18 protein-coding genes are annotated in these 24,290 nt (G+C 61.5%); 16 read left to right on the top strand and 2 right to left on the bottom strand.

From position 1 onward, the window contains the following. The first annotated feature begins 120 nt into the window (after nucleotides 1-120). Complete coding sequence (locus MJO47_RS01655) at nucleotides 121-1,494, top strand: HD domain-containing phosphohydrolase (RefSeq protein WP_253959384.1); 1,374 nt, start codon at nucleotides 121-123, stop codon at nucleotides 1,492-1,494. Then, nucleotides 1,491-2,087: a hypothetical protein gene (locus MJO47_RS01650; RefSeq protein ID WP_253959383.1), complete on the top strand. Its 597-nt coding sequence runs from the start codon at nucleotides 1,491-1,493 to the stop codon at nucleotides 2,085-2,087. Before MJO47_RS01655 ends, MJO47_RS01650 begins: the two co-directional genes overlap by 4 nt. A gap of 9 nt (nucleotides 2,088-2,096) precedes the next feature. Here MJO47_RS01650 and MJO47_RS01645 read toward each other — a convergent pair whose 3' ends face one another. Continuing rightward, nucleotides 2,097-4,895: a phosphoenolpyruvate carboxylase gene (locus MJO47_RS01645; protein ID WP_253959382.1), complete on the bottom strand. Its 2,799-nt coding sequence runs from the start codon at nucleotides 4,893-4,895 to the stop codon at nucleotides 2,097-2,099. Between the two features lie 153 nt (nucleotides 4,896-5,048). On the opposite strand from MJO47_RS01645, the gene MJO47_RS01640 reads away from it, so the two are divergent. The 8 genes from MJO47_RS01640 to MJO47_RS01605 all read left to right on the top strand — a co-directional run bounded on the left by MJO47_RS01640 (nucleotide 5,049) and on the right by MJO47_RS01605 (nucleotide 14,752). After that, the gene (locus MJO47_RS01640; protein WP_253959381.1) at nucleotides 5,049-6,314 is read left to right on the top strand and encodes a thioredoxin family protein; all 1,266 of its coding nucleotides are present in this window, start codon (nucleotides 5,049-5,051) and stop codon (nucleotides 6,312-6,314) included. A 19-nt stretch (nucleotides 6,315-6,333) separates the two neighbouring features. After that, on the top strand, nucleotides 6,334-7,095 hold the full coding sequence (locus MJO47_RS01635) for a glucose 1-dehydrogenase (protein WP_253959380.1): 762 nt from the start codon (nucleotides 6,334-6,336) through the stop codon (nucleotides 7,093-7,095). A gap of 89 nt (nucleotides 7,096-7,184) precedes the next feature. Further along, nucleotides 7,185-7,874, top strand: coding sequence for a response regulator (locus MJO47_RS01630; RefSeq protein ID WP_253959379.1), 690 nt, complete (start codon nucleotides 7,185-7,187; stop codon nucleotides 7,872-7,874). Between the two features lie 27 nt (nucleotides 7,875-7,901). Then, on the top strand, nucleotides 7,902-9,680 hold the full coding sequence (gene pnpS, locus MJO47_RS01625; protein WP_253959378.1) for a two-component system histidine kinase PnpS: 1,779 nt from the start codon (nucleotides 7,902-7,904) through the stop codon (nucleotides 9,678-9,680). Between the two features lie 107 nt (nucleotides 9,681-9,787). After that, nucleotides 9,788-12,460: an aconitate hydratase AcnA gene (gene acnA, locus MJO47_RS01620; protein WP_253959377.1), complete on the top strand. Its 2,673-nt coding sequence runs from the start codon at nucleotides 9,788-9,790 to the stop codon at nucleotides 12,458-12,460. Further along, a complete protein-coding gene (gene truC / locus MJO47_RS01615; RefSeq protein WP_253959376.1) occupies nucleotides 12,460-13,212 on the top strand; it encodes a tRNA pseudouridine(65) synthase TruC in 753 nt (250 codons plus the stop codon). The genes acnA and truC overlap by 1 nt, the downstream gene beginning before the upstream one ends. Before the next feature lie 80 nt (nucleotides 13,213-13,292). Beyond that, entirely contained in the window at nucleotides 13,293-13,754 is a 462-nt protein-coding gene (locus MJO47_RS01610) for a hypothetical protein (RefSeq protein ID WP_253959375.1), read from the top strand. Nucleotides 13,755-14,089: 335 nt separating this feature from the next. Continuing rightward, nucleotides 14,090-14,752, top strand: a complete 663-nt coding sequence (locus MJO47_RS01605; protein WP_253959374.1) for a YceH family protein — start codon at nucleotides 14,090-14,092, stop codon at nucleotides 14,750-14,752. Here the strand turns inward: MJO47_RS01605 and MJO47_RS01600 are convergent. Then, nucleotides 14,733-15,710, bottom strand: coding sequence for a DMT family transporter (locus MJO47_RS01600; protein WP_253959373.1), 978 nt, complete (start codon nucleotides 15,708-15,710; stop codon nucleotides 14,733-14,735). The genes MJO47_RS01605 and MJO47_RS01600 overlap by 20 nt on opposite strands. Nucleotides 15,711-16,102: 392 nt before the next feature. Here MJO47_RS01600 and MJO47_RS01595 point away from each other — a divergent pair, with 392 nt between their 5' ends. The 6 genes from MJO47_RS01595 (at nucleotide 16,103) to MJO47_RS01570 (ending at nucleotide 24,288) form a co-directional block, all read left to right on the top strand. Continuing rightward, entirely contained in the window at nucleotides 16,103-17,092 is a 990-nt protein-coding gene (locus MJO47_RS01595; protein WP_256502072.1) for a PstS family phosphate ABC transporter substrate-binding protein, read from the top strand. Between the two features lie 102 nt (nucleotides 17,093-17,194). Next, nucleotides 17,195-19,426, top strand: coding sequence for an ABC transporter permease subunit (locus MJO47_RS01590; RefSeq protein WP_253959372.1), 2,232 nt, complete (start codon nucleotides 17,195-17,197; stop codon nucleotides 19,424-19,426). A 12-nt stretch (nucleotides 19,427-19,438) separates the two neighbouring features. Next, nucleotides 19,439-21,034, top strand: a complete 1,596-nt coding sequence (gene pstA / locus MJO47_RS01585) for a phosphate ABC transporter permease PstA (protein WP_253959371.1) — start codon at nucleotides 19,439-19,441, stop codon at nucleotides 21,032-21,034. Nucleotides 21,035-21,055: 21 nt separating this feature from the next. Beyond that, nucleotides 21,056-21,838, top strand: coding sequence for a phosphate ABC transporter ATP-binding protein PstB (gene pstB, locus MJO47_RS01580; protein WP_253959370.1), 783 nt, complete (start codon nucleotides 21,056-21,058; stop codon nucleotides 21,836-21,838). Nucleotides 21,839-21,855: 17 nt separating this feature from the next. After that, complete coding sequence (gene phoU / locus MJO47_RS01575) at nucleotides 21,856-22,527, top strand: phosphate signaling complex protein PhoU (protein ID WP_253959369.1); 672 nt, start codon at nucleotides 21,856-21,858, stop codon at nucleotides 22,525-22,527. 174 nt (nucleotides 22,528-22,701) lie between these two features. Then, nucleotides 22,702-24,288, top strand: a complete 1,587-nt coding sequence (locus tag MJO47_RS01570) for a sensor histidine kinase (RefSeq protein ID WP_253959368.1) — start codon at nucleotides 22,702-22,704, stop codon at nucleotides 24,286-24,288. The last annotated feature ends 2 nt before the right edge of the window (nucleotides 24,289-24,290 follow it).

Below are 24,290 nucleotides of genomic sequence, written 5' to 3'. Positions count from 1 at the left end.
ACCAGAAGCTTTGCCTGTGATTCCCGATTCTTTCAGCCGGCCGTCGTTTCGGTTGTTGTTTCGGTTTGCCAGAAACAAAAAGTTACGCTAATATCACCCCTTACCCGCTGGAGGGGGGAAATGAAGAAGCTGGTAGTATCCCTTTTTTTTCGCAGTATCGGGGCCAAGCTGGCCCTGTTCGTTTTATTGCTCATTGCCGTTATCACCGCCGCGTCGGCGTTTCTGGTCACCGACATCCTCGATCGTTTTCTGGTGGCGGAAATGGTCAAGCGCGGGCAGTCCATCGCCCTGAGCGCCACCACGCCCGCCGGCTTCAGCATCCTGTCGGGAGACCGTCTGGCCCTCGACAATCTGGCCGCCAAGATCAAGGAATCGCAGCAGGACATTCTCTACCTGGCGATTGTCGACACCGAAGGGAAAATTCTGGCTCACAATGACCTGTCCAAGGCCGGTCAGACGTACGCCCCGGTCTCAGGCACGCTGCTGGAGCAGAGTCCGATTGGTACGGTTCGCCGGGTTGTGCGTGACGAGGTGGCCGGCTATGAGTTTTCCAGCGGTGTCCATTTTGCCGGCCGTCATGTCGGCCAGGTTTTTCTCGGCATCGATGCCGCCAATCTGGAAGCCAGCCGCGGCAGCGCCCGCCGGCAGATCGCCTGGGTCAGCGTGGCGGCCCTGCTGGGGGGTGTGGTCGGCGCCATTCTGCTGTCGCGCCTCGTCACTGGTCCCATTCAGCGACTGGCAACGGGGGTCAATCGGATCAAACAGGGGGATTACCGGGTGACTCTCGTCCCACGTAGCCGGGACGAACTGGGGGAGCTGACCCGCCGATTCAACGAAATGGCGGGAGTGATCCAGGGGCAAAAGGAACGTCTGCAGAAATATGCCGAGAACCTGGAGTCGTCCTACAGCGATACCGTGCGGATTCTGGCCGCTGCCATTGATGCGCGGGATCAGTATACCTACGGCCATTCTTCCCGGGTGGCCGGGCTCTCTCTTCTGCTCGGGGAAAAAATGGGATTGTCGTCGGAAGAGCTTAAAGAGCTGGAAATGGCCTGTTTTCTGCACGACGTCGGCAAGATCCGCATCCCCGACGAGGTCCTGAACAAGCAGGGAGCCCTGGATGAACAGGAGGCGAAGCTCATTCGCTGCCATCCGAGTTATGGCGCCGAGATCCTCGGGCTGGCCGATTCGTTGCACCGTTATATTCCGGCTGTCCTGCAGCACCATGAGTTTTATGACGGTAGCGGCTATCCTGCCGGCCTGAAAGGGAGCCAGATCCATCTGCACGCCCAGATTGTCGCCCTGGCCGACAGCTTTGATGCCATGATCTCTTCACGGCCCTACCGGTCCGGGCGCTCCCGCGACGCGGCCGTGCGGGAAATCCTGAAGTGCCGCGGCACCCAGTTTTCCCCCGAATTGACCGACCTGTTCATCAAGATTCTGCCGGAATTTGACGCGGGTCGGCGTCCATCCTTTATGGGAGATGGCTTATGAGGTTTCCCCTGAAAACGATCTGTCTGTTTGCCCTGCTGGGCGCTTTGAACCTTCTGACCTCTTCCTGTGCCCCCCACACGCCTGCATCATCCTCCCCTCCCTCCTTAAACCTCCCCGCGCCGGAAGCGAACCGGGATGGCAGTCTGGTGCAGAAGCAGCAGAAGCTTTTGTCCCAGGGAGACTACCTGGCCGCCCTGAGCCTTGCTGATAACGGCAAGGGGAACAGCGCCGAGCTTCTTCGGCGGGCGCTGCCGGGCGCTTACCGGCAGGGGGAGCAGATGCTGGCGGCGCAGCATTATGCCGAAGCCGGTGCCGCCTTCGCTTATCTGCTGACTGTCGTTAAAGAGAACGAGGCGACCGTCACCGGCGGAGAAGTGTCTGGCGAGGAGCTGGCCCGAAAGCGGGACTTCTGCGCCGAGCAACTGATGGTCCAGGGGATGAACGCCTACCGGAACGGCCTGCTCGAAGAGGCGATCGGAACCTGGGAGCAGATTCTCGCCTTTGCTCCTGACCACGAGGGGGCGCACAAATCTCTGGTCACCAGCCGCACCCAGCTGACCAACCTTCAAGCCCTCAAAAAAGAGGACATCTGATCCTACGCCTCACCCCGTGTTGCGCAAGCCGGCGGCAATGCCGTTGATGGTCGCCGCCAGCGCGTAATTCAATTCATCATTCTCTTCCTGGGCCCGCTTGCGGCGCAGCAGCTCGATCTGGATGAGGCTCAGGGGATCGACATAGGGCTTCCGCAACTGCAGGGAGCGGGCCAGAGGCTGGTTTTTTTCCAGCAGCCGCGTCTGTCCGGTAATGGCCAGCAGCACCTGGCGGGTACGGCGGAACTCGTCGACAAAGAGGTCGAAGACGCGCTGCCGCACCCCGTTGTCCTTCACCAGCCCGGCGTAGAGGCGGGCCAGGGGGAGATCGACCTTGGTCAGGGCCAGTTCGATATTGCGCATCATGTCGGAAAAAAACGGAAATTCTTCCATCATCTCCCGCACCAGGGTCTCTTTCTTCTCGTCTTCTCCCATAAAACGTTCGAACGCATAACCGACGCCAAACCAGCCGGGAATAACGTGACGGCTCTGCATCCAGCCGAATCCCCAGGGGATGGCGCGCAGGTCGTCGAGGCTCTGACTATCTTTGCGTCGCGATGGCCGCGAGCCGATCTTGGCCAGTTCGAATTCGAGGACGGGCGTGCCCTGCTCGAAATAGGGAAGGATGTCGGGGTTCTCGGCGATCTTGTCCCGATAGCGGGCAAAGGCGTAGCCGGAGATCTCCTCCATGGCTTCTTCCCAACGGCCGGGGATATCTGGGCAATCCAGCAGCGAAGGGCAGAGGGCCTCGAGCGAGGCGGCGACCATCAGTTCCTGGTTGCGCAGGGCGAGCTGGGGGTCGGAGTACTTGAAGTTGATCACTTCGCCCTGTTCCGTCAGCTTGAAGGTGCCGGTGAAGGCCCCCGGCGGCTGGGCGACGATGGCCCGGTGGGTGGGCCCGCCGCCGCGCCCCACGGTGCCACCGCGGCCGTGAAAAAGGCGCAGTTTCACCTGGCATTCCTCGGCGACCCGATGCAGGGCGCGATGGGCCTTGAAGATTTCCCAGGTGCTGGTGATCATGCCGCCGTCCTTGTTGGAGTCCGAATAGCCGAGCATGATCTCCTGCCAGCGCCCCCAGGAATCGAGATAGGGCTGGTAGTCCGCCGCGTTCCACAGGCTGCGGCAGATGGCGGGGGCGTTGCGCAGGTCCTCAATGGATTCGAACAGCGGGACGGGCATCAGGCCGGGGTCTCGTGCCGTTTTATCTCCTTTGACAGTGATGCCCGCCAGTTCGCATAACCACACCAGGGCGCGGATGTCCGCCACGCCACTGGCCCCGCTGATGACGTAGCTGCGGATGGCCTGGGCGATGCCGCGTTTTTTCTGGTCGGCGATGGCGCGCAGGGCTTTGAGCAGCTCTTCCGTCTGGCGCGAGGGGGGTGTCGGAAAATCCTCGGGGGACTCGGTGCAGCCCTGACTGCCGGCGGCCAGTTCGTGCAGAGCCTGGCTGTGGACCCGGGCATGCTGGCGAATGTCGAGGGTGTGCAGGTGAAAACCGAAGGTGTCGACCTTGCGCAGCAACGGGTCGAGCCATTGTCGAGCCAGGCGGCCGCCGCCATGCTCTATCAGGCTCTCGCGCACCAGTTTCAGGTCTTCGGCGAAATCGGCGGCGACATCGTAGGCTTCGTCGGTTTGGGGCTGACGCAGCGCCCCCTGCAGGCGGTAGAGGACGAAGCCAAGCAGCTGCCGGTAGCTCTCGCAGGGAAAGCCGTCGGACAGGCTCTGTTCAAAGGCGGGATAAGCCTGCCGGTAGGCCTCCAGGCGTTGGGTAAGGTCGCGGGAGACCGGAACCCGGCAGGTAGAGGGGGTGAGCAACTCCTGCAGCAGGCTGACGGCTTCGAGGTAATGGCCCAGAATGAGAGCGCGGGCCTGACCCAGCGCCTCCAGGGTCGATTCCGGCGTGACGAAGGGGTTGCCATCCCGATCGCCGCCGATCCACGAACCGTAACGGAGCACCGTCGGCAGGTCGTGCGCTTCGACCGGCCGCCCGTAAACCTCCTGCAGGGCGGCGGCCATGTCCACGTACAGGTCATGGGTGGGAGGGAGCAGGGCATTGAGGTAGTGGTCGAAACCCATGCGGATCTCGTCGCTTACCGTCGGCTTGCGGCGGCGAACCTCGTCACTCTGCCACAGGGCGGTGATGTCGGAGAGTATCTCCTGCTGCCCTTGCCGGACGTCAGCTTCGCCGAGGGGAAGGCGGTCCAGCTGTTCGAGCTGCTGGCCGATGCGGCGGCGTTTGAAACGGACCACTCGGCGGGCGACTTCCGTCGGATGGGCGGTGAAGACCGGGATAATCTCGATGCGGGTCAGCCGTTCGAGGACGGCGTCGAGGTCCAGTCCTTTTTTCTGCAGCCGCAGCAGGGTTCCGCGCAGCGAACCCGCCTTGTCCGGAGCGCCCGCCTGCAGCCGTTCGGCCCGCCGGCGCCGCTTGCGGTGGTTGGTCTCGGCCAGGTTGGTCAGTTCAAAAAAGGTGGCGAAGGCCTTGATGATGGTGTGGGACTGGGCCACGGAGAGATTTCGCACCAGGGCCAGGGCCTGCTCCATCAGCTCGCTCTCCACCGGGTCTTCCAGGGCGCCCGCTCCCGCCTTGTCCAGTTGCTCACGGTGACGGATGGCCAGCTGGCGCAGTTCTTCCTCCGTGTTGTAGAGGTCGAGACCCGCCTGCTCGCGGATGACGGTGCCGAGCATCTTGCCGAGAGAGCGCACATCCCGGCGCAGGGGGATGTCCTTGCTCTCTTCCTGGCGGCTGGTCAATTCGACCAGGCGTTCCATCTGGTCGCCGGGATACCAGAAGTTTTCCTCGCTGGGCATGGCTGTAAATCCTTTCATCGAAGGGAAGGTAACCTGCTCTGAAGTATACCAGCTCTGCGGCGGGCTTCAGGCCGGGGGAGAAGATCGGGATTTCTGGTAGACTTATGGAAACAGGACAAGGAGGAAGGGCGCTTCTTGCCGAAGAGGAGTCCAATGGCAGGGAAATTTCGATTCTGGCAGGGCTTGTTGGTGGTGCTGCTGGCGAGTCTGCAGCTGTCGCCGGGGGGAGCGCCGAAGCCGGCCGCAGGGGCCGAGACGCAGACCCTCATCCTGCACTACTACTGGGCGGCCAACTGCCCGCATTGCGCCGAAGCCAAGCCTTTTCTGGCGGAATTGACGGCGGCCTACCCCGGTCTGAGCCTGGTCGAGTACGAAGTCTGGAGCAACCGGGAACATTTCAATCGCCTGGTTGCCCTGGCCGAGCAGTTCGGCAGCGGCACCGTCAGCACCCCGGCCTTTCACATCGAGGACCGTTTGTGGTTCGGCTTTTCGGCGGAGACAGCCCGTGAGATCGAAGCCTTTGTGGCCCGGCGGCTGGGGCCGGAAGCGCCGGCGCCGGTCGCGTCCGCCGGGGAGGATTACGCCCTTCGCCTCCCCCTGCTGGGGGCGGTCGACGGCGAAAGTCATTCTCTGCTGTTGATTACCCTGGTTCTCGGCCTGCTCGACAGTTTCAATCCCTGCGCCTTTTTCGTCCTCTTCTTTTTGCTCAGCCTGCTGGTGCACGCGCATTCGCGCCGCTGGATGCTGCTGGTGGGCGGTTCCTTTGTCTTTTGCTCGGGGCTGATCTATTTTCTGTTCATGGCCGCCTGGCTGAATCTCTTCCTGCTGGCGGGCCATCTGCCCTGGATTACGGTGACGGCCGGGCTGGTGGCCCTGGGGGTGGCCGCCATCAACATCAAGGACTTCTTCTGGTTTAAACAGGGGGTGAGCCTGTCCATCCCCGAGGAGGCCAAGCCGAAGCTCTTCACCCGCATGCGCGCCCTGCTCGGCCAGCGACAGCTCGGCCCCGTGCTGATGGCCACTCTGGTGCTGGCCGTGGCGGCCAATACCTATGAACTGCTGTGTACCGCCGGTTTCCCCATGGTCTATACCCGGCTGCTGACCTTGCGTCCGCTGACCACCTGGCAGTATTATGGCTACCTTGTCCTCTACAACCTCGTCTACATCCTGCCGCTGTTGACCATCACCCTGGTCTTTACCTGGACGCTGGGTTCCCGCAAACTCAGCCAGTGGGAGGGCCGGGTGCTCAAGCTGCTGTCGGGGGTGATGATGCTGCTTTTGGGCGGCGTACTGCTGCTCCACCCGGCCTGGCTCAACAATCCGGCTGCCGCCGGCGGGATGCTGGCGATAGCCATCGGGGCGACGGCTGGGGTCGTGGTTGTCTATCGCCGCCTTTATCCACAGGGTAAAAACGATTGAGAGAAAGGAAGGTCCTCGCATGAGTCTCGCAGGGAAAAACGTCCTGATCACCGGTGGAGCCCAGGGGATCGGCCGCGGTCTGGCCGAGCGCTTTCTGGCCGAGGGGGCCCGGGTGATGATCGCCGATATCGACGATGACGCCGGTCGGGAGACTGAACAGGAACTGCAGGCGGCGGGGGAGGTGCGATTTTTCCGCGCCGATGTGGCTTCGGAAGAGGAGGTCGGCCGCCTGGTCGCGCAGACGCTGCACATCTTTGGCGGTCTGGACGTGCTGATCAACAACGCCGGCATCATGATCCGCCGGCCCCTGACGGAGCTGAGCCTGGCGGAATGGAAGCGGGTCCTGGCCGTCAACCTGAGCGGCGCTTTCCTCTGCGCCCGCGCCTGCGCCCCCGCCCTGCGCCAAACCAAAGGTGCCCTGCTCAATATCGCCTCCACCCGGGCCCTGATGTCCGAGGCCGACACGGAAAGCTACGCGGCTTCCAAGGGGGGGCTGCTCGCTCTCACCCACGCCCTCGCCGTCAGTCTCGGGCCGGAGATACGGGTGAACTGTATCAGTCCGGGCTGGATCGACGTGTCCGGTTGGGCCAAAAAATCCGACCGGGCTCAGGAAGAGCTGAGCGAGGCCGATCACGCCCAGCATCCGGCCGGGCGCGTGGGAACCCCGCAGGACATCGCCTCGCTGGCCGTTTTTCTCTGCCGCTCCGAAAACAGCTTCATCACCGGGCAAAATTTTGTGGTAGACGGTGGCATGACGCGCAAAATGATTTACGTCGAGTAAATTTTCCTCAAAACTCACATATTTCTAACAAAACGGACCTATATTCCTCCAAATCGAGCGATATTTCCCAGGAGAAAAGAAGCGGACCCATGAGCAAAGAGCGCATTCTGGTCATCGAGGACGAAGAGGATATTCTGGCCCTGATCCATTACAACCTGGCCAAGGAAGGCTACCAGGTCGCTGGCGCCATCAGCGGGGAAGAAGGACTGCAGAGGGCGAGACAGGAACCCTTCGACCTGGTGGTTCTCGACCTGATGCTGCCGGGGCTTGACGGCCTGGAGGTCTGTCGGGCGCTGAAGAACGACCCGGCCCTGGCCCCGATTCCGATCATCATGACCACGGCCAAAGGGGAGGAATCTGACGTGGTGCTGGGCCTGGAGATGGGCGCCGACGATTATGTCACCAAGCCTTTTTCGCCCAAAATTCTGCTGGCCCGCATCAAGGCGGTGCTGCGGCGCCGCAGCGAGGGGGAGCCCGCCGCGGCGGAAGAGGTCCTGCGGTTGGGCGAGCTGGTCATCCACCCCGGCCGCAACGAGGTGCTGGTCGGCGGTGAGCCCGTCGAACTGACCTTCACGGAGTTTCGCGTCCTGCACTTTCTGGCCAGTCGTCCCGGCTGGGTCTTCACCCGCTATCAGATTGTCAACGCGGTGCGCGGGGACGACTACTCGGTGACCGACCGGGCGGTGGACGTCCAGATCGTCGGGCTTCGTAAAAAGCTGGGTCCCTGCGGCAAGTCCATCGAAACAGTGCGCGGCGTCGGCTACCGCTTCAAGGCCTGATTATCCTTTCTCACGAGGCAAAACAACATGATGCGTCCCAAGCGGCTGCTCTGGCAGTTCTATGTTCCCTGTCTGGTCATCATTCTTCTCTCCCTGCTGGTGCTGACCTGGTATTTTTCCTCCACCCTGCGTTCATCCTACCTCAAACAGGCGGAAGAAGACCTGATGGCCCGGGCGCGCCTGGTCACCGTCCAGGTCAAAGGGCTTTTCGCCGTCTTCCAGTCTCCCTATCTCGAAGCGCTGGTCGCTGAATTGGGGCAGGACGCGGCGACGCGAATCACCCTCATTATGCCCTCGGGTGTGGTGTTGGCCGACTCGGAGGAAGAAGCAGCCCGGATGGAAAACCATGCGGGTCGGCCGGAAATTGTGGCCGCGATGCAGGGGCGCACCGGCCGCTCGGTCCGTTTCAGCCATACCATCCAGCAGGACATGATGTACGTTGCCCTGCCGGTGGCGGAGAACGGCGCCATCACCGGCGTGGTGCGGACCGCCATGGCGATCACGGCCCTGGATGAAACCCTCGATACGCTGTTGCGCCGGGTCATTTTGGGCGGTTTGGCGGCGGCTGTGCTGGCGGCCCTGCTGAGCCTGCTCGTCTCCCGCCGCATCAGTCAACCTCTGGAGATGATGAAACAGGGGGCCGAGCGCTTTTCCCAGGGCGAGCTGCAGCAGCCGCTGGTCGTGCGAGGTTCGGCGGAAGTGCGCAGCCTGGCCGAAGCGATGAACAAGATGGCCGCCCAGCTCGACGAGCGAATCCGTACGGTGCTGCGCCAGCGCAACGAGCAGGAGGCGGTGCTGGCCAGCATGGTGGAAGGGGTGCTGGCGGTGGATGCCGAGGAGCGCATCCTGCGCCTGAACCGGGCGGCGGAAAAGTTGCTGGCGCTCGACTCCGAAAAGGTGCAGGGGAGCCGCATCCAGGAAGTGGTGCGCAAGGCCGATCTGCAGCGCTTCATCGCCCAGGCGCTGTCCAGCCCGGAGGCGGTGGAAGGGGATATCGTCTTTCACGGCGAGCCCGAACGTTTTCTGCAGGCCCACGGTACTGCCCTGCGCGGCTCCCAGGGGCAGCGCATCGGCGTGCTGATTGTCCTCAATGACGTGACCCGCCTGCGGCGCCTGGAGACCATGCGCCGGGATTTCGTCGCCAACGTCTCCCACGAACTGAAGACGCCGATCACGGCCATCAAGGGGTTCGTCGAGACCCTTCTCGATGGCGCCCTCAACCAGCCGGAAGACGCCCAGCGTTTTTTGACCATTGTCAGCAAGCAGGCCGACCGTCTCAATGCCATCATTGATGATCTGCTCGATCTTTCCCGCCTTGAACAGGGTGCCGAGCGGCAGCAGATCGACCTGCAGCCGGAGGGGGTGGACGAGGTGGTGCGGTCGGCCATCCAGTCCTGCGAGGTGCAGGCGCAGGAGCGGGGGATCCAGGTGGAGCAGGCGGTGGCCGATAACCTGCGGGCCCATCTCAATCCACCACTGATCGAGCAGGCTCTGGTCAATCTCATCAGCAACGCGATCAAATATTCCCCCGAAGGCAGCCGGGTGCGGGTCGAAGGGACGCAGGGCGACGAAGGCGTTGTCATCCGCGTCATCGATCAGGGCTGCGGCATCGCCCGCGAACATCTGCCCCGTCTGTTCGAACGCTTCTACCGGGTCGACAAGGCCCGCAGCCGCCAGCAGGGCGGCACCGGGCTGGGCCTGGCCATCGTCAAACACATCGTGCAAACCCATGGTGGCCGCGTCACTGTGGAAAGTGTTCCGGGTAAAGGCAGCACCTTCTCCATCATCCTTCCCGCCGAACCCTGAGCCTGAATGGTCGGGGTTGCGGGCTGCCTCGGGCGTGATAAGGTTTAACCGTTCTTTTAATCCCCGAGCCAGGGGGGAACGGTTGAACCCGCCCCGAGGAGGTCCCTATGCATGTCCAGCGCACAGATACGCTCAAGACGAAAACCACCCTGACCGTCGACGGTCGCCGTTACGATTATTTCAGCCTCCCCGCCGCCGAACGGGCGGGGCTTGGCGATCTCAGCCGCCTGCCCTTCTCACTCAAAATATTGCTGGAAAATCTGCTGCGCTTTGAGGACGGCCAGAGCGTGACCGTCGCCGACATCGAAGCCCTGGGCGCCTGGCTCAAGGAGCGCTCCTCCTCCCGGGAAATCGCCTTTCGCCCGGCCCGGGTGCTGATGCAGGACTTTACCGGGGTTCCCGCCGTGGTCGACCTGGCCGCTCTGCGCGACGCCATGGCCCGGGCCGGGGGCGACCCGGAAAAGATCAACCCCCGCGTGCCGGTGGATCTGATCATCGACCATTCGGTGACGGTGGATCGCTACGGCTCGAAAGACGCTTTTGCCGCCAATGTCGCCGCCGAAATGGCGCGCAACCACGAACGCTACGCGTTGCTGCGCTGGGGACAGAAGGCCTTTGCCAATTTCCGCGTGGTGCCGCCGGGCACCGGCATCTGTCACCAGGTGAATCTGGAGTATCTGGGACAAACGGTGTGGAGCGCCGAGGAGAACGACCGCACCCTGGCCTATCCCGACACTCTTGTCGGCACGGACAGCCATACCCCCATGATCAACGGTCTCGGCATTTTGGGCTGGGGGGTCGGCGGCATCGAAGCCGAGGCGGCCATGCTCGGCCAGCCCATCTCCATGCTCATCCCCGAGGTGGTCGGCTTTCGCCTGCACGGCTCCCTGGCGGCAGGGGTGACGGCCACCGACCTGGTGCTCACCGTCACCCAGATGCTGCGGGAGTTCGGCGTCGTCGGCAAATTCGTCGAGTTTTTCGGGCCCGGTCTCGATCATCTCCCCATCGCCGACCGGGCCACCATCGCCAACATGTCTCCCGAGTATGGCGCCACCTGCGGGTTCTTCCCGGTGGATCGGCAGACTTTGGACTATCTGCGCTTCACCGGGCGTGACGGCCAGACCCTGGCCCTGGTGGAAGCCTACGCCAAGGCGCAGGGGCTATGGCGGGACGAAAAGACGCCGGCCCCTCTCTTTACCGACGTGGTGGAGCTGGACTTGGGTCAGGTGGTGCCGAGCCTGGCCGGTCCCAAGCGTCCGCAGGATCGGGTGGCGCTCCCGGAACTGCCCGGCGCCATGGATACGCTGCTGGCAGACGCGGGCCAGGAAAAATCCGCCGAGGTCAAAGGGGCAGGTTACCGCCTCCTGGACGGCGACCTGGTCATCGCCGCCATCACCTCCTGCACTAACACCTCGAACCCGGCCGTCATGATGGCCGCCGGTTTGTTGGCCCAGAAAGCTTTGGAAAAGGGACTGTCCAGTAAACCCTGGGTGAAGACCTCTCTGGCTCCAGGCTCCAAAGTCGTCAGTGACTATCTGGCCGCCGCCGATCTGCAGAAACCCCTCGATGCCCTCGGCTTTCAGCTGGTGGGCTACGGCTGTACCACCTGTATCGGCAATTCGGGCCCTCTCGACGAGCCTATCGCCGCCGCCGTGCGCGAACAGGACCTGACGGTCTGTGCGGTTCTCTCCGGCAACCGCAATTTCGAGGGGCGCATTCATCCCCAGGTCAAGGCCAGCTGGCTGGCCTCGCCTCCTTTGGTGGTGGCCTACGCCCTGGCCGGTACCATGCGCATTGACCTGTCGAAAGAACCCCTGGGGGAGGACAGGGACGGCCAGCCCGTCTATCTCGGGGATATCTGGCCGACGGCCGCTGAGGTCGCCCGGGCGGTAGAGAAGGTGACCGCCGAGATGTTTCATCAGGAATATGCCGACGTTTTCCGCGGCGAGGAAAGCTGGCGCACCCTGCCGGTGCCGGAAGGCAAAACCTTTGCCTGGGACCCTGATTCCACCTACGTCAAGGAGCCGCCCTTCTTTCTGGATGTGGAGCAGGAGCATGGGGAGGCGGCCTTCGCCGGCGCCCGTATTCTGGCGCTGCTTGGCGACACTATCACCACCGACCACATCTCGCCCGCCGGCAGTATCCGGGCCGACAGTCCCGCCGGCGAATACCTGCAGCAACACGGGGTCAAGGCGGCCGATTTCAACTCCTACGGATCGCGACGCGGCAATCATGAGGTCATGATGCGCGGCACCTTTGCCAATATCCGCCTGCGCAACGAGATGGTTCCGCAACGCGAAGGGGGCTACACCCGCCATATCCCCAGCGGCGAGGAGATGAGCCTCTACGACGCGGCCATGCGCTACGGCGAAGAAGGCACGCCCCTGGTCATCATCGCCGGCGCCGAGTACGGCACCGGCTCCAGCCGCGACTGGGCCGCCAAGGGGAGCCGGCTGCTCGGCATCAGGGCGATCATCGCTGAAAGTTTCGAGCGCATTCACCGCTCCAACCTCGTCGGCATGGGGGTGCTCCCCCTGCAGTTCGAGCCAGGCGTCACCCGGGTGACCCTCGGCCTTGACGGCAGCGAACAGGTCGACCTGCTGCCGCCGGCTGGGGACCTGCGGCCGGGCATGACCCTGCAGCTGGTCATCCGCCGTCAGGACGGGGGGCAGCAGGAGGTGGCGGTGCGCTGTCGCATCGATACCGCCGACGAGATCGCCTACTTTCACAGCGGCGGCATTCTTCATCATGTGCTGCGACGTCTGCTGAAGACCTCTTGATGGCGGTCTTTCCCAGCGGCCATAAAATGCTCGATATCCTCTACGCCGACGACCACCTGGTCGCCATCAACAAACCGGCGGGGCTGCTGGTGCATCGCAGCCCCATCGATCGGCGTGAAACCCGTTTTGCCCTGCAGTTGCTGCGCGACCAGCTGGGCCGACCGGTTTACCCGGCCCATCGTCTGGACAAGCCGACTTCCGGCGTGCTGCTCTTCGCGCTCTCTCCCGAGGTGGCCCGCGCCCTGGGGGAGTCTTTTGCTCACGGCGCGGTGGAAAAGACCTACCTGGCCGTACTGCGCGGCGTCTGCCCGGAGACCGGGATCATCGACTATCCCCTGCTCGAAGAGCCCGACCGCCTCGCTGTCTATCCGGCCCAGTCGGACAAGCCAGCCCAGGAGGCGGTGACCTCCTTCCGCCGCCTGGCGCAGGTCGAACTCCCCGTCGCCGTCGGGCGCTACCCCAGCAGCCGTTACAGCCTGGTGGAGGCCCGTCCCCACACCGGGCGCCGTCATCAGCTGCGTCGCCACTTCAAACATCTCTTCCACCCCATTATCGGGGATACCAAATACGGGGAAGGGCGCCACAACCGCTTTTTTCGGGAGCACTTCGGCTGCCATCGCCTGCTGCTGGCCGCCACCCGCCTGGCTTTTCCCCATCCCCTGGACGGTCGGCAGCTGGTCATCGAGGCTCCGCTCGACCCGGCCATGACCGCTGTGCTGGAACGGCTGGGGTGGTCGGACTGTCTCCCCTGAGGAACTTTCGCTTCCTTCAAATCCTGCTAAAATTGTGGGGTAGTTTTTGGTGTCACCACTCAACCGAAGGAGGAAATCTCATGATGAACAAGGGAACAGGAAGACCCGTCGCCCTCTTTGTCCTTTTCGCCGGGATGCTGTTTTTCGCCCTGCCCCAGGCCGTTCTCGCCGCTCCCAAGGAGGGCAAGGGCAAGCCGGACCGAATGGAGCAGATGCAACAGGTCGCCGATGGCGATATGAAGACCCTGGAGCAGCGCCAGCAGGCCGAGCGCAAGGCGCTCGAAGAGCGCTACAAAGCGGACAAGGAAGCTCTCAAACAGCGGCATAAGCAGGAGCGCAACGCCTATCAGGAGCGCATGCGTTATGAAAAGAGTAAAGGAAAGGCTGCCGATGAGGGTAAAAAGATGCGCGAGCGCGCTGAAGAAGTCGAGCGCAAGCGGGATTCACAGCGTGAAGACGGGGATCGCCGCATGATCTGGGAACGTCAGCGCGAGCAGGAACAGGAGAGCGAGCAGGAGCGTCGGGGCAACGGAAAGGACTGAGGTTGGCGTGATACCAACCTGAAAGAAAGGGCCACCGGGACAGATTCCCGGTGGCCCTTTGTCATGGTCGAGGCGGGCGGCGCCTTTTCCGGCGGGCCCGCAGGCCGAAAAAACAGCCGGCGGCGGTGAGCCCCCAAATCAGCAGGGTGACAATGGTTTCACTCTCTGGCATGCTTATCCTCCTGGCAGTGATGATCGTGCCGCTACTTAAACACGTCCCGGGCGCCGTTGCCTTGAGGCAGGTCAAAAATGGGCTTTTCCCCTTCAGGTGGCGTTAATTATGCGGATCAGGCCCGGCCGCTTGCGCCCACGCGAAAAACCGAGGAGATTTTATTATGGAACAGATGATAGTGGATGCCGTGGAGGCCCGGGTGCTCGGCTGTCTCCTGGAAAAAGAGATGGCAACGCCGGAATACTATCCTCTCAGCCTCAATGCCCTGACCAACGCCTGCAACCAGAAATCCAACCGCGAGCCGGTGATGGTTCTGGAGGAGACGGAGGTGGTGCGGGCGCTGGAGCGCCTTCGCCACGGCGGGTTGGCCATGCAGAGCGGTGAAGGGGGAAGGGTTCCCAAATACCGGCACACACTGGCCGAGAAGCTTCATCTCGAGCCCGAGGAACTGGCTGTGCTCTGCGTACTGCTGGTGCGTGGACCACAGACTGTGGGGGAAGTGAGGGGGCGCAGCGAGCGGCTGTATGCCTTCGACGAGCTGGCCCAGGTGGAGGAGGTGCTGCAGGGGCTCGAACAGCGGCAGCCGCCCCTGGTGATCCGTCTCCCCCGTCAGCCGGGGCGTAAAGAGTCCCGCTACGCCCAACTCTTCGGCGGGCCGCCGCCGGAGGAATCGACCGGGTCCGAAGCTCCGGCCGAAGCGGCCACCCTGCGGGTGCGGGCCGAAGAGGAGCGTATGGCCCGTCTTGAGGACGAACTGGCCGCCCTGCGTGAGGAGGTGGAGACTCTCCGGCGGGAGATGGCCGCCTTCAGGGCCCAGTTTGACTGAGGGCGCTCTCCTCGGTCAAAGCGGTTGCTGCCGGCTCGGCGGTCTGGCGGGATGCCTGGCGGCCGCCGTGACGGCTGATGAGGACGCCGGCCAGGACCAGGGCCGAGGCGGCCAGCTGCTGAAGATTCAGGCGTTCGCCCAGAAAGAGCATAGCCATGAGTACGCTGAAGACTGGGATGAGATTGACAAAGACCGCGGCCTGGCTGGCGGGGATGTGTTTGACGCCGATGTTGTAGCAGGTATAGGCCACCAGGGTGACGAAGATGCCCAGGTAGGCGATGGCCAGAGCCGGTACCAGCAGAAATTCGCTGGGGAGAACTGTTTGTGGCAGCAGCAGGAAAGGGAAGAAAAAAAGGCTGCCGGCGAAGGCCTGGAAGGCCGCCATGAACAGGGGCGGATAGCCGGCGCTCAGGTGGCGCAGGGCCACCGTGTAACCGGCGGCGCAGATCATGGCCAGAAATTCATAGAAATTGCCGAGCAGCGGATTGGGCGCATAGGCGTCGCCGGGGCTGGACAGGCTCAGCCAGCCGGCGCCGACGATGGCCAGCAGAAATCCTGCCAGGGTCAGGCGGCTGATTTGCTCGCGCAGAAAAAACCAGGCGAGCACAGCTACTAAAAGCGGCATCATGGCGGTAATCATCCCCGCCTGCGACGCCGTGGTGTTCTCCATGGCCCTGGCCTCGAAGACAAAGTAGAGGCAAGGCTCGCACAGGGCCATAAGGACCAGATACTTCAGATCCCCCCGGCGGAAGCGGATGCGGCGGAAGCTGGGAATAAAGGGCAGAAAAAAGAGGCTGGCCAGAAACATGCGGCCGAAAATGACGACCATGGGGTCGTAGCTTCTAAAGGCCAGCTTGAGGGCCACAAAGGAACTGGCCCACAGCAGCATGGCCGCCACCAGACTGACCAGCGGCAGCCACTCGATCCCTTCTCTCTTCATACCGATCCCATTCATCATGTCTCACGTGCCTCCTTGCCGACCGCGCGCTAAAATACTCCTCTTTTTTATTCAGAGCCAGCAAAATTACCGGGTGCTGCCACAGGAGGTCGTACGCAGGTCGGTCGTTCCTTTTTTGATTTCGCTCCTTTGAATGGGGTTTTGGGGACGATATAGTGCTTCTATCCTAATATTCCCCTAACAAAAGCCCTTTATATCCTATTCCTGACCAGTTTTCGGGCGAGGTCTGTTTCATCGGCGGAAAAACTCATGAGCTTCTTACAGGCGGCTAACAAACCCCTAACAGAAGCAAGGCATAATCCGGTCCGTAAAGAACGAAACAGAACGATCGCCATCGCCGCTTGCACGTGTTTAAGCGGTATCTCAAAACGACAACTCAGGAGAGAAGACAGATGAAAAAAAATGTTTGGAAGAAGCTGGTTCTTGCCGCTGCCGTAGCGGCCGCAGCCATGGTTTTTGCCGGTGGGTCCGCTGTCGCTGCCCAAATCAAAGTCGACCCTGCCCTGCCGGTGTACACCAAGACTCAAGGGGTAAGCGGCAACCTCAACAGCATCGGTTCCGATACCCTGAACAATCTCATGACCTACTGGGCCGAAGGGTTCCGCAAGCAGTACCCCAACGTCAATATCCAGATTGAAGGCAAGGGTTCCAGCACCGCGCCCCCCGCCCTTATCGAAGGAACCGCTCAGATCGGCCCCATGTCCCGCAAGATGAAGACCTCGGAGATCGAGGCTTTTGAGAGCAAGTATGGCTTCAAGCCGTTGCAGATCGGCGTGGCTCTCGACTCCCTGGGCGTCTTCGTCAACAAGGACAACCCCATCCAGGAACTCTCCTTGCAGCAGATCGATGCCATTTTTTCCAAGAACCGCAAAGGAGGCTACCCGCAGGATATCGTGACCTGGAGCCAGGTGGGTGTAACCGGTTCCCTGGCCAATATGCCTATCAGCCTCTATGGACGTAACTCGGCTTCCGGTACTTACGGGTATTTCAAAGATCACGCTCTCTTTAAGGGTGACTACAAGGATATCGTTAAGGAGCAGCCCGGCAGCGCCTCCGTTGTCCTGTCGGTGACGGAAGACAAGTCCGGTATCGGCTACTCGGGCATCGGTTACCTGACCTCGGGGGTCAAGGCCATCGCCCTGTCGGAAAAAGGTGGCCCGGCCTACGAGCCTACCTATGAAAATGTCCTCAGCGGCAAATACCCCCTGGGACGCATGCTCTACCTCTACGTTGCCAAAAAGCCCAATGAGCCGCTGCCCAAGATGCTTGAAGAGTTCATCAAGTTTGTGCTGTCCAAGGAAGGACAGGAGGTCGTGGTCAAGGACGGCTATCTCCCGCTGCCCGCCAAAGCCGCCCAGCAACAGCTCGACCTGCTCAAATAAACCGGCCAGACCCGGTATCAACCCTGACAACCCGTCTGCCTGCCTTGCGGCCATCTAGCCGGGGGCAGGTAGACGCATGTTCAGGATTCTGGATGGATGGATATGGATCAGAAGCTGCTGAAAAGAGTTAAACGACGGGACCGTATCGCGCGCTGGGTGATCACCGTGGGGGGTATGGCCATCATTTTTGTGGTTATTTTCATCCTGCTCCTTATCGGGGAAGTTTCTCTGCCCCTGTTCAATCAACCGACGGCAGCGCCCGTGGCCCGTATCCATCCGGTCGACTCCCAGGAGCGCGAAGCGATCCTGGGGCTGGGCCTTGACGAATATCTGGAGACGGCTTTCACCCTGTCGGCTGCCGGGGACTTCACTTTTTATGACGTCGCCTCGGGGGAGGTCTCCGAACAGATCTCTCTGCATCCTCCCGGCGCGCCGGAGGCCCACATCGTCGCCGTCGACAAATTCGGTCGCCAGGCTTACGGCCTGCTGTGGAGCGACGGTGCTCTGTCCATCGAGCAACTGCGTTTTTTGGCCCAGTGGGACAAGGAGCACAACCGGACCTTCGAGATCGCCGTGGAACGGGAAGGGGTCTTTGCGGCTCCCGAGGGGAACTTGCCGGCCATATCCCGGGGACGGATTGCCGGCGATGGCACCCGTACCCGCGTCAGCCTCATGGACGACAACCGCCTGCTGCTCGACCAGGAGGCGGTGACTACCGATATCTTCGGCAACGAGGAGCGGATTCAATCCTCGGCGGTTCTGGGGGGCGGAGAGCCGGACCGTTTCACCGCCCTGACCTTGGACACCCAGGGACGTACCCTCTATGCCGGCACCGACCAGGGAGCGCTGCTGCGCTGGGATCTGAGCGAGGCGGGGAAACCCCGGCTCGTGGAGCGGCAGCAGGCTTTTCGTGACCGCCGCGCCATTACCGCCCTGGCCCTGGTCTTTGGTGATATTTCCCTCGCCGTTGGCGATGCGCAGGGGCAACTGACCACCTGGTTTCCGGTGCGCACCGATACGGACGGTGGGGAGAAACGGCTTCGCCGCATCCATACCCTGGCCGATCGCGGCAGCGCCGTACGGGCCATCACCCCCTCCCACCGGGACAAATCCCTGCTCAGCCTCGACGAGGAAGGGACGGTCTATCTCGACCACATGACCAGCGAACGCCAGTTGCTAACCCTGGAAGGGCAGGAACCCCTGCGTACCGCCGCCCTCAATCTGCGGGGCACCGGCATCATCGCCCTCAATGCCAAAGGGGAGCTTGTAGCCTGGAGCGTGGACAATCCCCATCCCGAGGTGAGTTGGCGCACCCTCTTCGGCAAGGTCTGGTACGAAAGCTACGATGAACCCGCCTACGTCTGGCAGTCGTCGTCGGCTTCGGAGGATTTCGAGCCCAAGCTCAGTCTGACACCGCTGATTTTCGGCACCCTGAAGGGGACTTTCTACGCCATGATCTTCGCCGTCCCCCTGGCGCTGCTCGGGGCGATTTATACCAGCCAGTTCGGCCATCCGAAGCTCAAGCAGTTCATCAAGCCGACGGTGGAGATCATGGCCGCCATCCCCAGCGTCATCATCGGCTTTCTCGCCGCTCTCTGGCTGGCCCCTATTGTGGAAAAGTCGGTGACGGCTATCTTCCTCAGCCTCCTCTTCGTGCCGACCTCCTTCATCCTCTTCTCCCTGCTCTGGCAGAAGCTGCGGGAAGTCAGCCCTTTGCGGAAAATTGAGAGGGGTTTTGAGTTCCTCACCTTCGCGCCGGTCATCGTCCTCTCGGTGGCGGCGGCCTTCGCCATCGGCCCCCTGGTGGAAGCCTGGCTCTTCGGCGGCGATTTCCGCCTGTGGCTCTTTACCGAAATGGGGACGCGCTACGACCCCCGCAACAACATCATCATCGCCTTCGCCCTCGGCTTCGCCGTCATCCCCATCATCTTCACGATTGCCGAGGACGCGCTCTCCAACGTCCCCAGCAGCCTGAAGGCGGCCTCCCTGGCCATGGGCGCCAGCCGCTGGCAGACGGTGTGGCGAGTGATTCTGCCTTCGGCCAGTCCCGGCATCTTCGCCGGCATCATGATCGGTTTCGGTCGCGCCATCGGCGAGACCATGATCGTACTGATGGCCACGGGCAACACGGCCATCATGGACATGAGCATCTTCAATGGCATGCGGCCTTTGTCGGCCAATATCGCGGTCGAGATTCCGGAAGCGCCGGTGGCCAGCACGCTCTACCGGGTGCTGTTCCTGTCGGCTGTTATCCTCTTTCTCTTCACTTTCATTCTCAACACCATCGCCGAAGTGGTTCGGCAGCGGCTGCGCAAGAAATACGGCCGGTTTTAAAGGACAGACGGCATGAAAAAGTACTGGCGTGAAGGAGAACCCTTTGTCTGGGCCACCGGCGTGGCCCTGGGCATGACCCTGCTCATTGCCGCGACCCTGATCCTCGTGGTGCTGGTCAACGGCCTCGGCGTCTTCTGGCCCTCCGACGTGGCGATGGCCCGGCTGCACAGCGGCCAGACTGTCATCGGCGAGATCATCAAACGCGAACCGACCGCTTCGGGCGAGGGGGAACGGATTCAGTTCAAGATCGGCAACCGGGATCTGTACGGTCTGGATTTCCGTTGGATCGACGAAGCGGATATCGCCGCCATGGATTATCCCGATGAGATAACAGTCATTGAGCGGGAAGAATACGGGAACTTCTACGGCACCCTGGTTCGGGTGCAGACGCCGGCCGGCGAGCACACCCAGGCGCCACTGACCGAGCCTCTGGAAAAGATGCTGGCCCAGGTGGAGGAGCTGGAAAAGCCCCTGGTGAAAAGCGCTGAGGACTTGGGGCGGCTCAACAGAGAAATGGAAAAGCTGCGACGCCAGGAACTGAAGCTGGCCTACCAGGGGGTGGACGATGCGGACTCCCGCCTGGTGGAACTGCAGCAGCAGCAGGCTGTGTTGCGGGAAGATTTCGAGCAGATCGTGTCGCAGCAAGGTAAAAAAGCGGCGGAACTGACGCGTTACCAGGTCGTGGTGGCCGATGCCGGCGGCCAGGAAAAAGAGATCGAGGGCAGCCACATTGTACGTTTTTACCAGCCCAATGCGCTGTCCTGGGGAGACAAGTCCCTGATCTATGCCGGCAAGCTGTGGGAGCTCATCTTTGGCGAACCGCGGGAATCCAATACCGAAGGCGGCCTTTTCCCGGCCATCTTCGGCACAGTCATGCTGATCTTCCTTATGACCCTGGTCACCTTCCCCTTAGGCGTGATCGCCGCCGTCTACCTGCGAGAATACGCCAAAGACGGTGTCGTCGTGCGCCTGGTGCGTATCGCCGTCAACAATCTGGCCGGTATTCCCTCCATTGTCTACGGCATCTTCGGCCTGGGTTTCTTTGTGTACGGCATCGGCAGCACCATCGACAAAATCTTTTTTCCTGAACAGCTGCCGACCCCCACCTTCGGTACGGGCGGCATCCTCTGGGCCAGCTTGACCCTGGCGCTGCTCACCGTGCCGGTGGTGATCGTGTCCACCGAGGAAGCGCTCGGCGCCATCCCCGCCGGGGTGCGCGAAGGCTCCTTGTCGCTGGGGGCGACCAAGTTTCAGACCCTGATGCGGACGCTGTTGCCTATGGCCTCGCCCGGTATTATGACGGGGCTGATTCTGGCCATGGCCCGGGCCGCCGGCGAGGTGGCGCCGCTGATGATCACTGGCGTGGTCAAACTGGCGCCGGCCCTGCCGCTGGACGGCAATTTTCCCTATATCCATCTGGATCGCAAATTCATGCACCTGGGTTTTCATATCTACGACATCGGCTTTCAGTCGCCCAACGTCGAGGCCGCCAAACCCATGGTCTTTGTCACCACCCTGCTGCTGGTGCTTATCGTCCTGATCATGAGCAGCGTGGCGATCTATCTGCGCAACAAGATGAAAAAGCGCTACACTTACAGTACCTTCTAAACACCGATAGAGGACAGGTTCATGCCAAAAAGTACACTCGTTACCATCGACGATCCCGTCATCGAGGTCAAAAACCTCAATTTCTACTATGGCTCCGCTGAGGCTTTGCACGATATCAGTCTCGCCTTCCCACGACGCCAGGTCACGGCCCTCATCGGTCCCTCGGGCTGCGGCAAGTCTACCTTTCTGCGCTGCCTCAACCGCATGAACGATCTGGTGGACGGCACCCGGGTGGTGGGGAGCATGACGCTCAACGGCGTGGAGATCAACTCCTCGGCTATGGACGTCATCGAGCTGCGCCGCCGCGTCGGCATGGTCTTCCAGAAATCCAATCCCTTCCCCAAATCGATCTATGAAAACGTCATTTACGGGCTGCGCATCGCCGGGGTGAAGAATAAAATCACCCTGGACGAGACGGTGGAAAAGAGTCTCAGGGGGGCCGGCCTGTGGGACGAGGTCAAAGACCGCCTCCATCAGTCGGCTCTCGGTCTGTCCGGCGGGCAGATGCAGCGCCTGTGCATCGCCCGCGCCATTGCCGTCAATCCCGAGGTCATCCTCATGGACGAGCCTTGCAGCGCCCTCGACCCCAAATCGACGGCCCGGGTGGAAGAGCTCATCGGCGAGCTGCGGGAGAACTACACCATTATCATCGTCACCCACAACATGCAGCAGGCGGCCCGGGTTTCCGATTACACCGCTTTTCTGTACGAAGGCATTCTGGTCGAATACGGCAAGACCAATGGCATTTTCATGAAGCCTAAAAATAAACAGACAGAAGACTATATTACCGGCCGCTTCGGTTAAGGAGAAAGAATCAGGCTATGACCATACATCTGCAGAAGGAACTGGATACCCTGAAAAAGATGCTGCTGGGGCTCAGCGCCGTGGTGGAAGAAAGCGTCCACCAGGCCGTGGAATCCCTGGAGAAGTGCGACGTGGTGCTGGCCGAGAAGGTCATCGCCGGCGACACCCAGATCGACAACCTTGAAGTGGAGATCGAGGAGGAGTGCCTCAAGGCGCTGGCTCTCTATCAGCCTGTGGCCGTGGATCTGCGCTTCATCGTCGCCGTGCTCAAGATCAACAACGACCTGGAGCGCATCGGCGATCTGGCCACCAATATCGCCGAACGGACCGTGGCTTTGGCCTCCATCTGCCGGCTGGAGCCGCCTTTCGACTACCTCTCCATGGCGGCCAAGACCCAGCGGATGCTGAAGATGAGTCTCGATTCCCTGGTCGGTCTCGATGTCGCTCTGGCCAAAGAGGTACAGAGCCTCGACGACGAGGTGGACCAGATGCATGCCGACAATTTCACCTTCATCAAGGCCGAAATGCGCCGCGACCCGGACAGCATCGACCATATCACCCAGTATCTCACCGTCTCCCGCCACCTGGAGCGCATCGCCGATTTGGCCACCAATATCGCCGAGGAAGTCTATTACCTCATCGAAGGGGAGATCGTCCGCCATACCAGCGACTGGGGGCCGAAATCCTAGCCTGCGCCTTGCCGTCCTGACTCCCGCCGGCCGCCTCTCCCCTGAGGCGGCTTTTTTTGACACGGATAAGGGATTTGCCCCATCCGCTTGTCCCCGGTGAAAAACAAGGTACCTTTTAAGAGGCCGACTTTCCGTGACTGTCAAAAGAGACCGTTGTTAACGCCGGGAGTTCTCATGTCTTTGGAATTGAGTACCAAATTCACCCTGGGAACGAGCGCCGTGGTTTTGGTGGCCATGAGCTTCTTCGCCTTCATGACGATCAAGAATGTCCGGAACATGAGTACGGACAACGCAATCGAGCATGTCGAGCATCTGAGCGAAACCCTGCTCAGCACGACCCACTACGAGATGCTGGTAGATAATCGTGCCCGCGTTTACCAGATGATGGAAGAGGTCGGCGCTCAGGAGGGGATTTCCCGCATACGGCTGTTCAATAAGGATGGACTGATCAGCTTTTCCACGGCCAAGGAAGAAGTCGGCAGCACCCTGGATGTCGATTCCGAGGGGTGCAACGGTTGCCATATCGACAATAAACCGCCCCACACCGATGTGCCGACAGAGGGGCGCGCCCGCTTTTTTTCCGAAGGGAACAATAATTTTCTAGGCGTAACCAAGGGCATCTACAACAAGCCGAGCTGTTATACCGCCGCCTGTCATGTCCACTCGGCCAGTGCCACGGTCCTCGGCACCCTGGATGTCATTATTCCTTTGAATCGCATGGAGGCCCAGACTGCCGCCAGCCGCAATCAGATCGTTCTGCTGACCGTCTTTGTCTTGCTGCTGGTTTCCCTCAGTCTGGCTTTTTTAACCCATAAGCTGGTGAACGTGCCGGTCAACCGGCTGCTCTATCATACGCGACGACTGGCCGATGGCGAACTGGACAGCCGTGTTTCCACCGTGCCCTCCGATGAAATCGGCGAGCTGGCACTGGCCTTTAACGACATGGCCCAGAACCTTCAGAAGGCGCAACGGGAACTCAAAGAGTGGGCCAACACCCTGGAAGTAAAGGTTGAGGAACGCACCGCCCGCATCCAGTCCATGCAGTCGAAGCTCGTCCGTTCGGAAAAGCTGGCGACCATCGGTGAACTGGTGGCAGGGATCGCCCATGAAATCAACAATCCCCTCACCGGGATTCTTATGTATGCCTCCATGCTCGAAAGCGACCCCCGCCTGGATGCCGGCCTGAAAGACGACCTCTCCGTGGTGGTGCGGGAGACGCAGCGCTGTGCGGAGATCGTGCGCGGTTTGCTCGGTTTTTCGCGGGAATCTATTCCTCAGAAAAGAGCCGAGTCCATCAACAGCGTCATGGAAAGAACGCTGGCATTGATCGAAAGACAGGCGGACTTTCAAAACATCCGGATCTCAAGGGAATACGGCGAGGGGCTGCCCCAGGTGCTGATTGATCACAACCAGCTGGAGCAGGTATTCATGAACATCCTCATCAACGCCAGTCAGGCCATGGAAGGAAAAGGGGGGGGCAGTCTGAGTATCACGACGGGGGTGGAGAGCGAGGGGCGGGGAGTCTTTGTCCGTATTGCCGATACGGGGTGTGGTATTCCCGAAAAAAATCTGGCCCGTATCTTCGACCCCTTCTATACGACCAAGGAGAATCGCGGCACGGGCCTGGGTCTGTCGGTTTCTTATGGGATCGTGGAGAATCACGGCGGCCAGATCGAAGTTTCCAGTCAGGAGGGGAAGGGGACGACCTTCACGATTACTCTCCCCTTCAGCAACCCCGCCGTGGCAGCAACCGAAGACTGAGG

Source organism: Desulfuromonas sp. KJ2020 (assembly GCF_024197615.1).
Taxonomy (GTDB): Bacteria; Desulfobacterota; Desulfuromonadia; order Desulfuromonadales; family SZUA-540; genus SZUA-540.
This window is presented reverse-complemented; position numbering and strand designations above follow the sequence as displayed.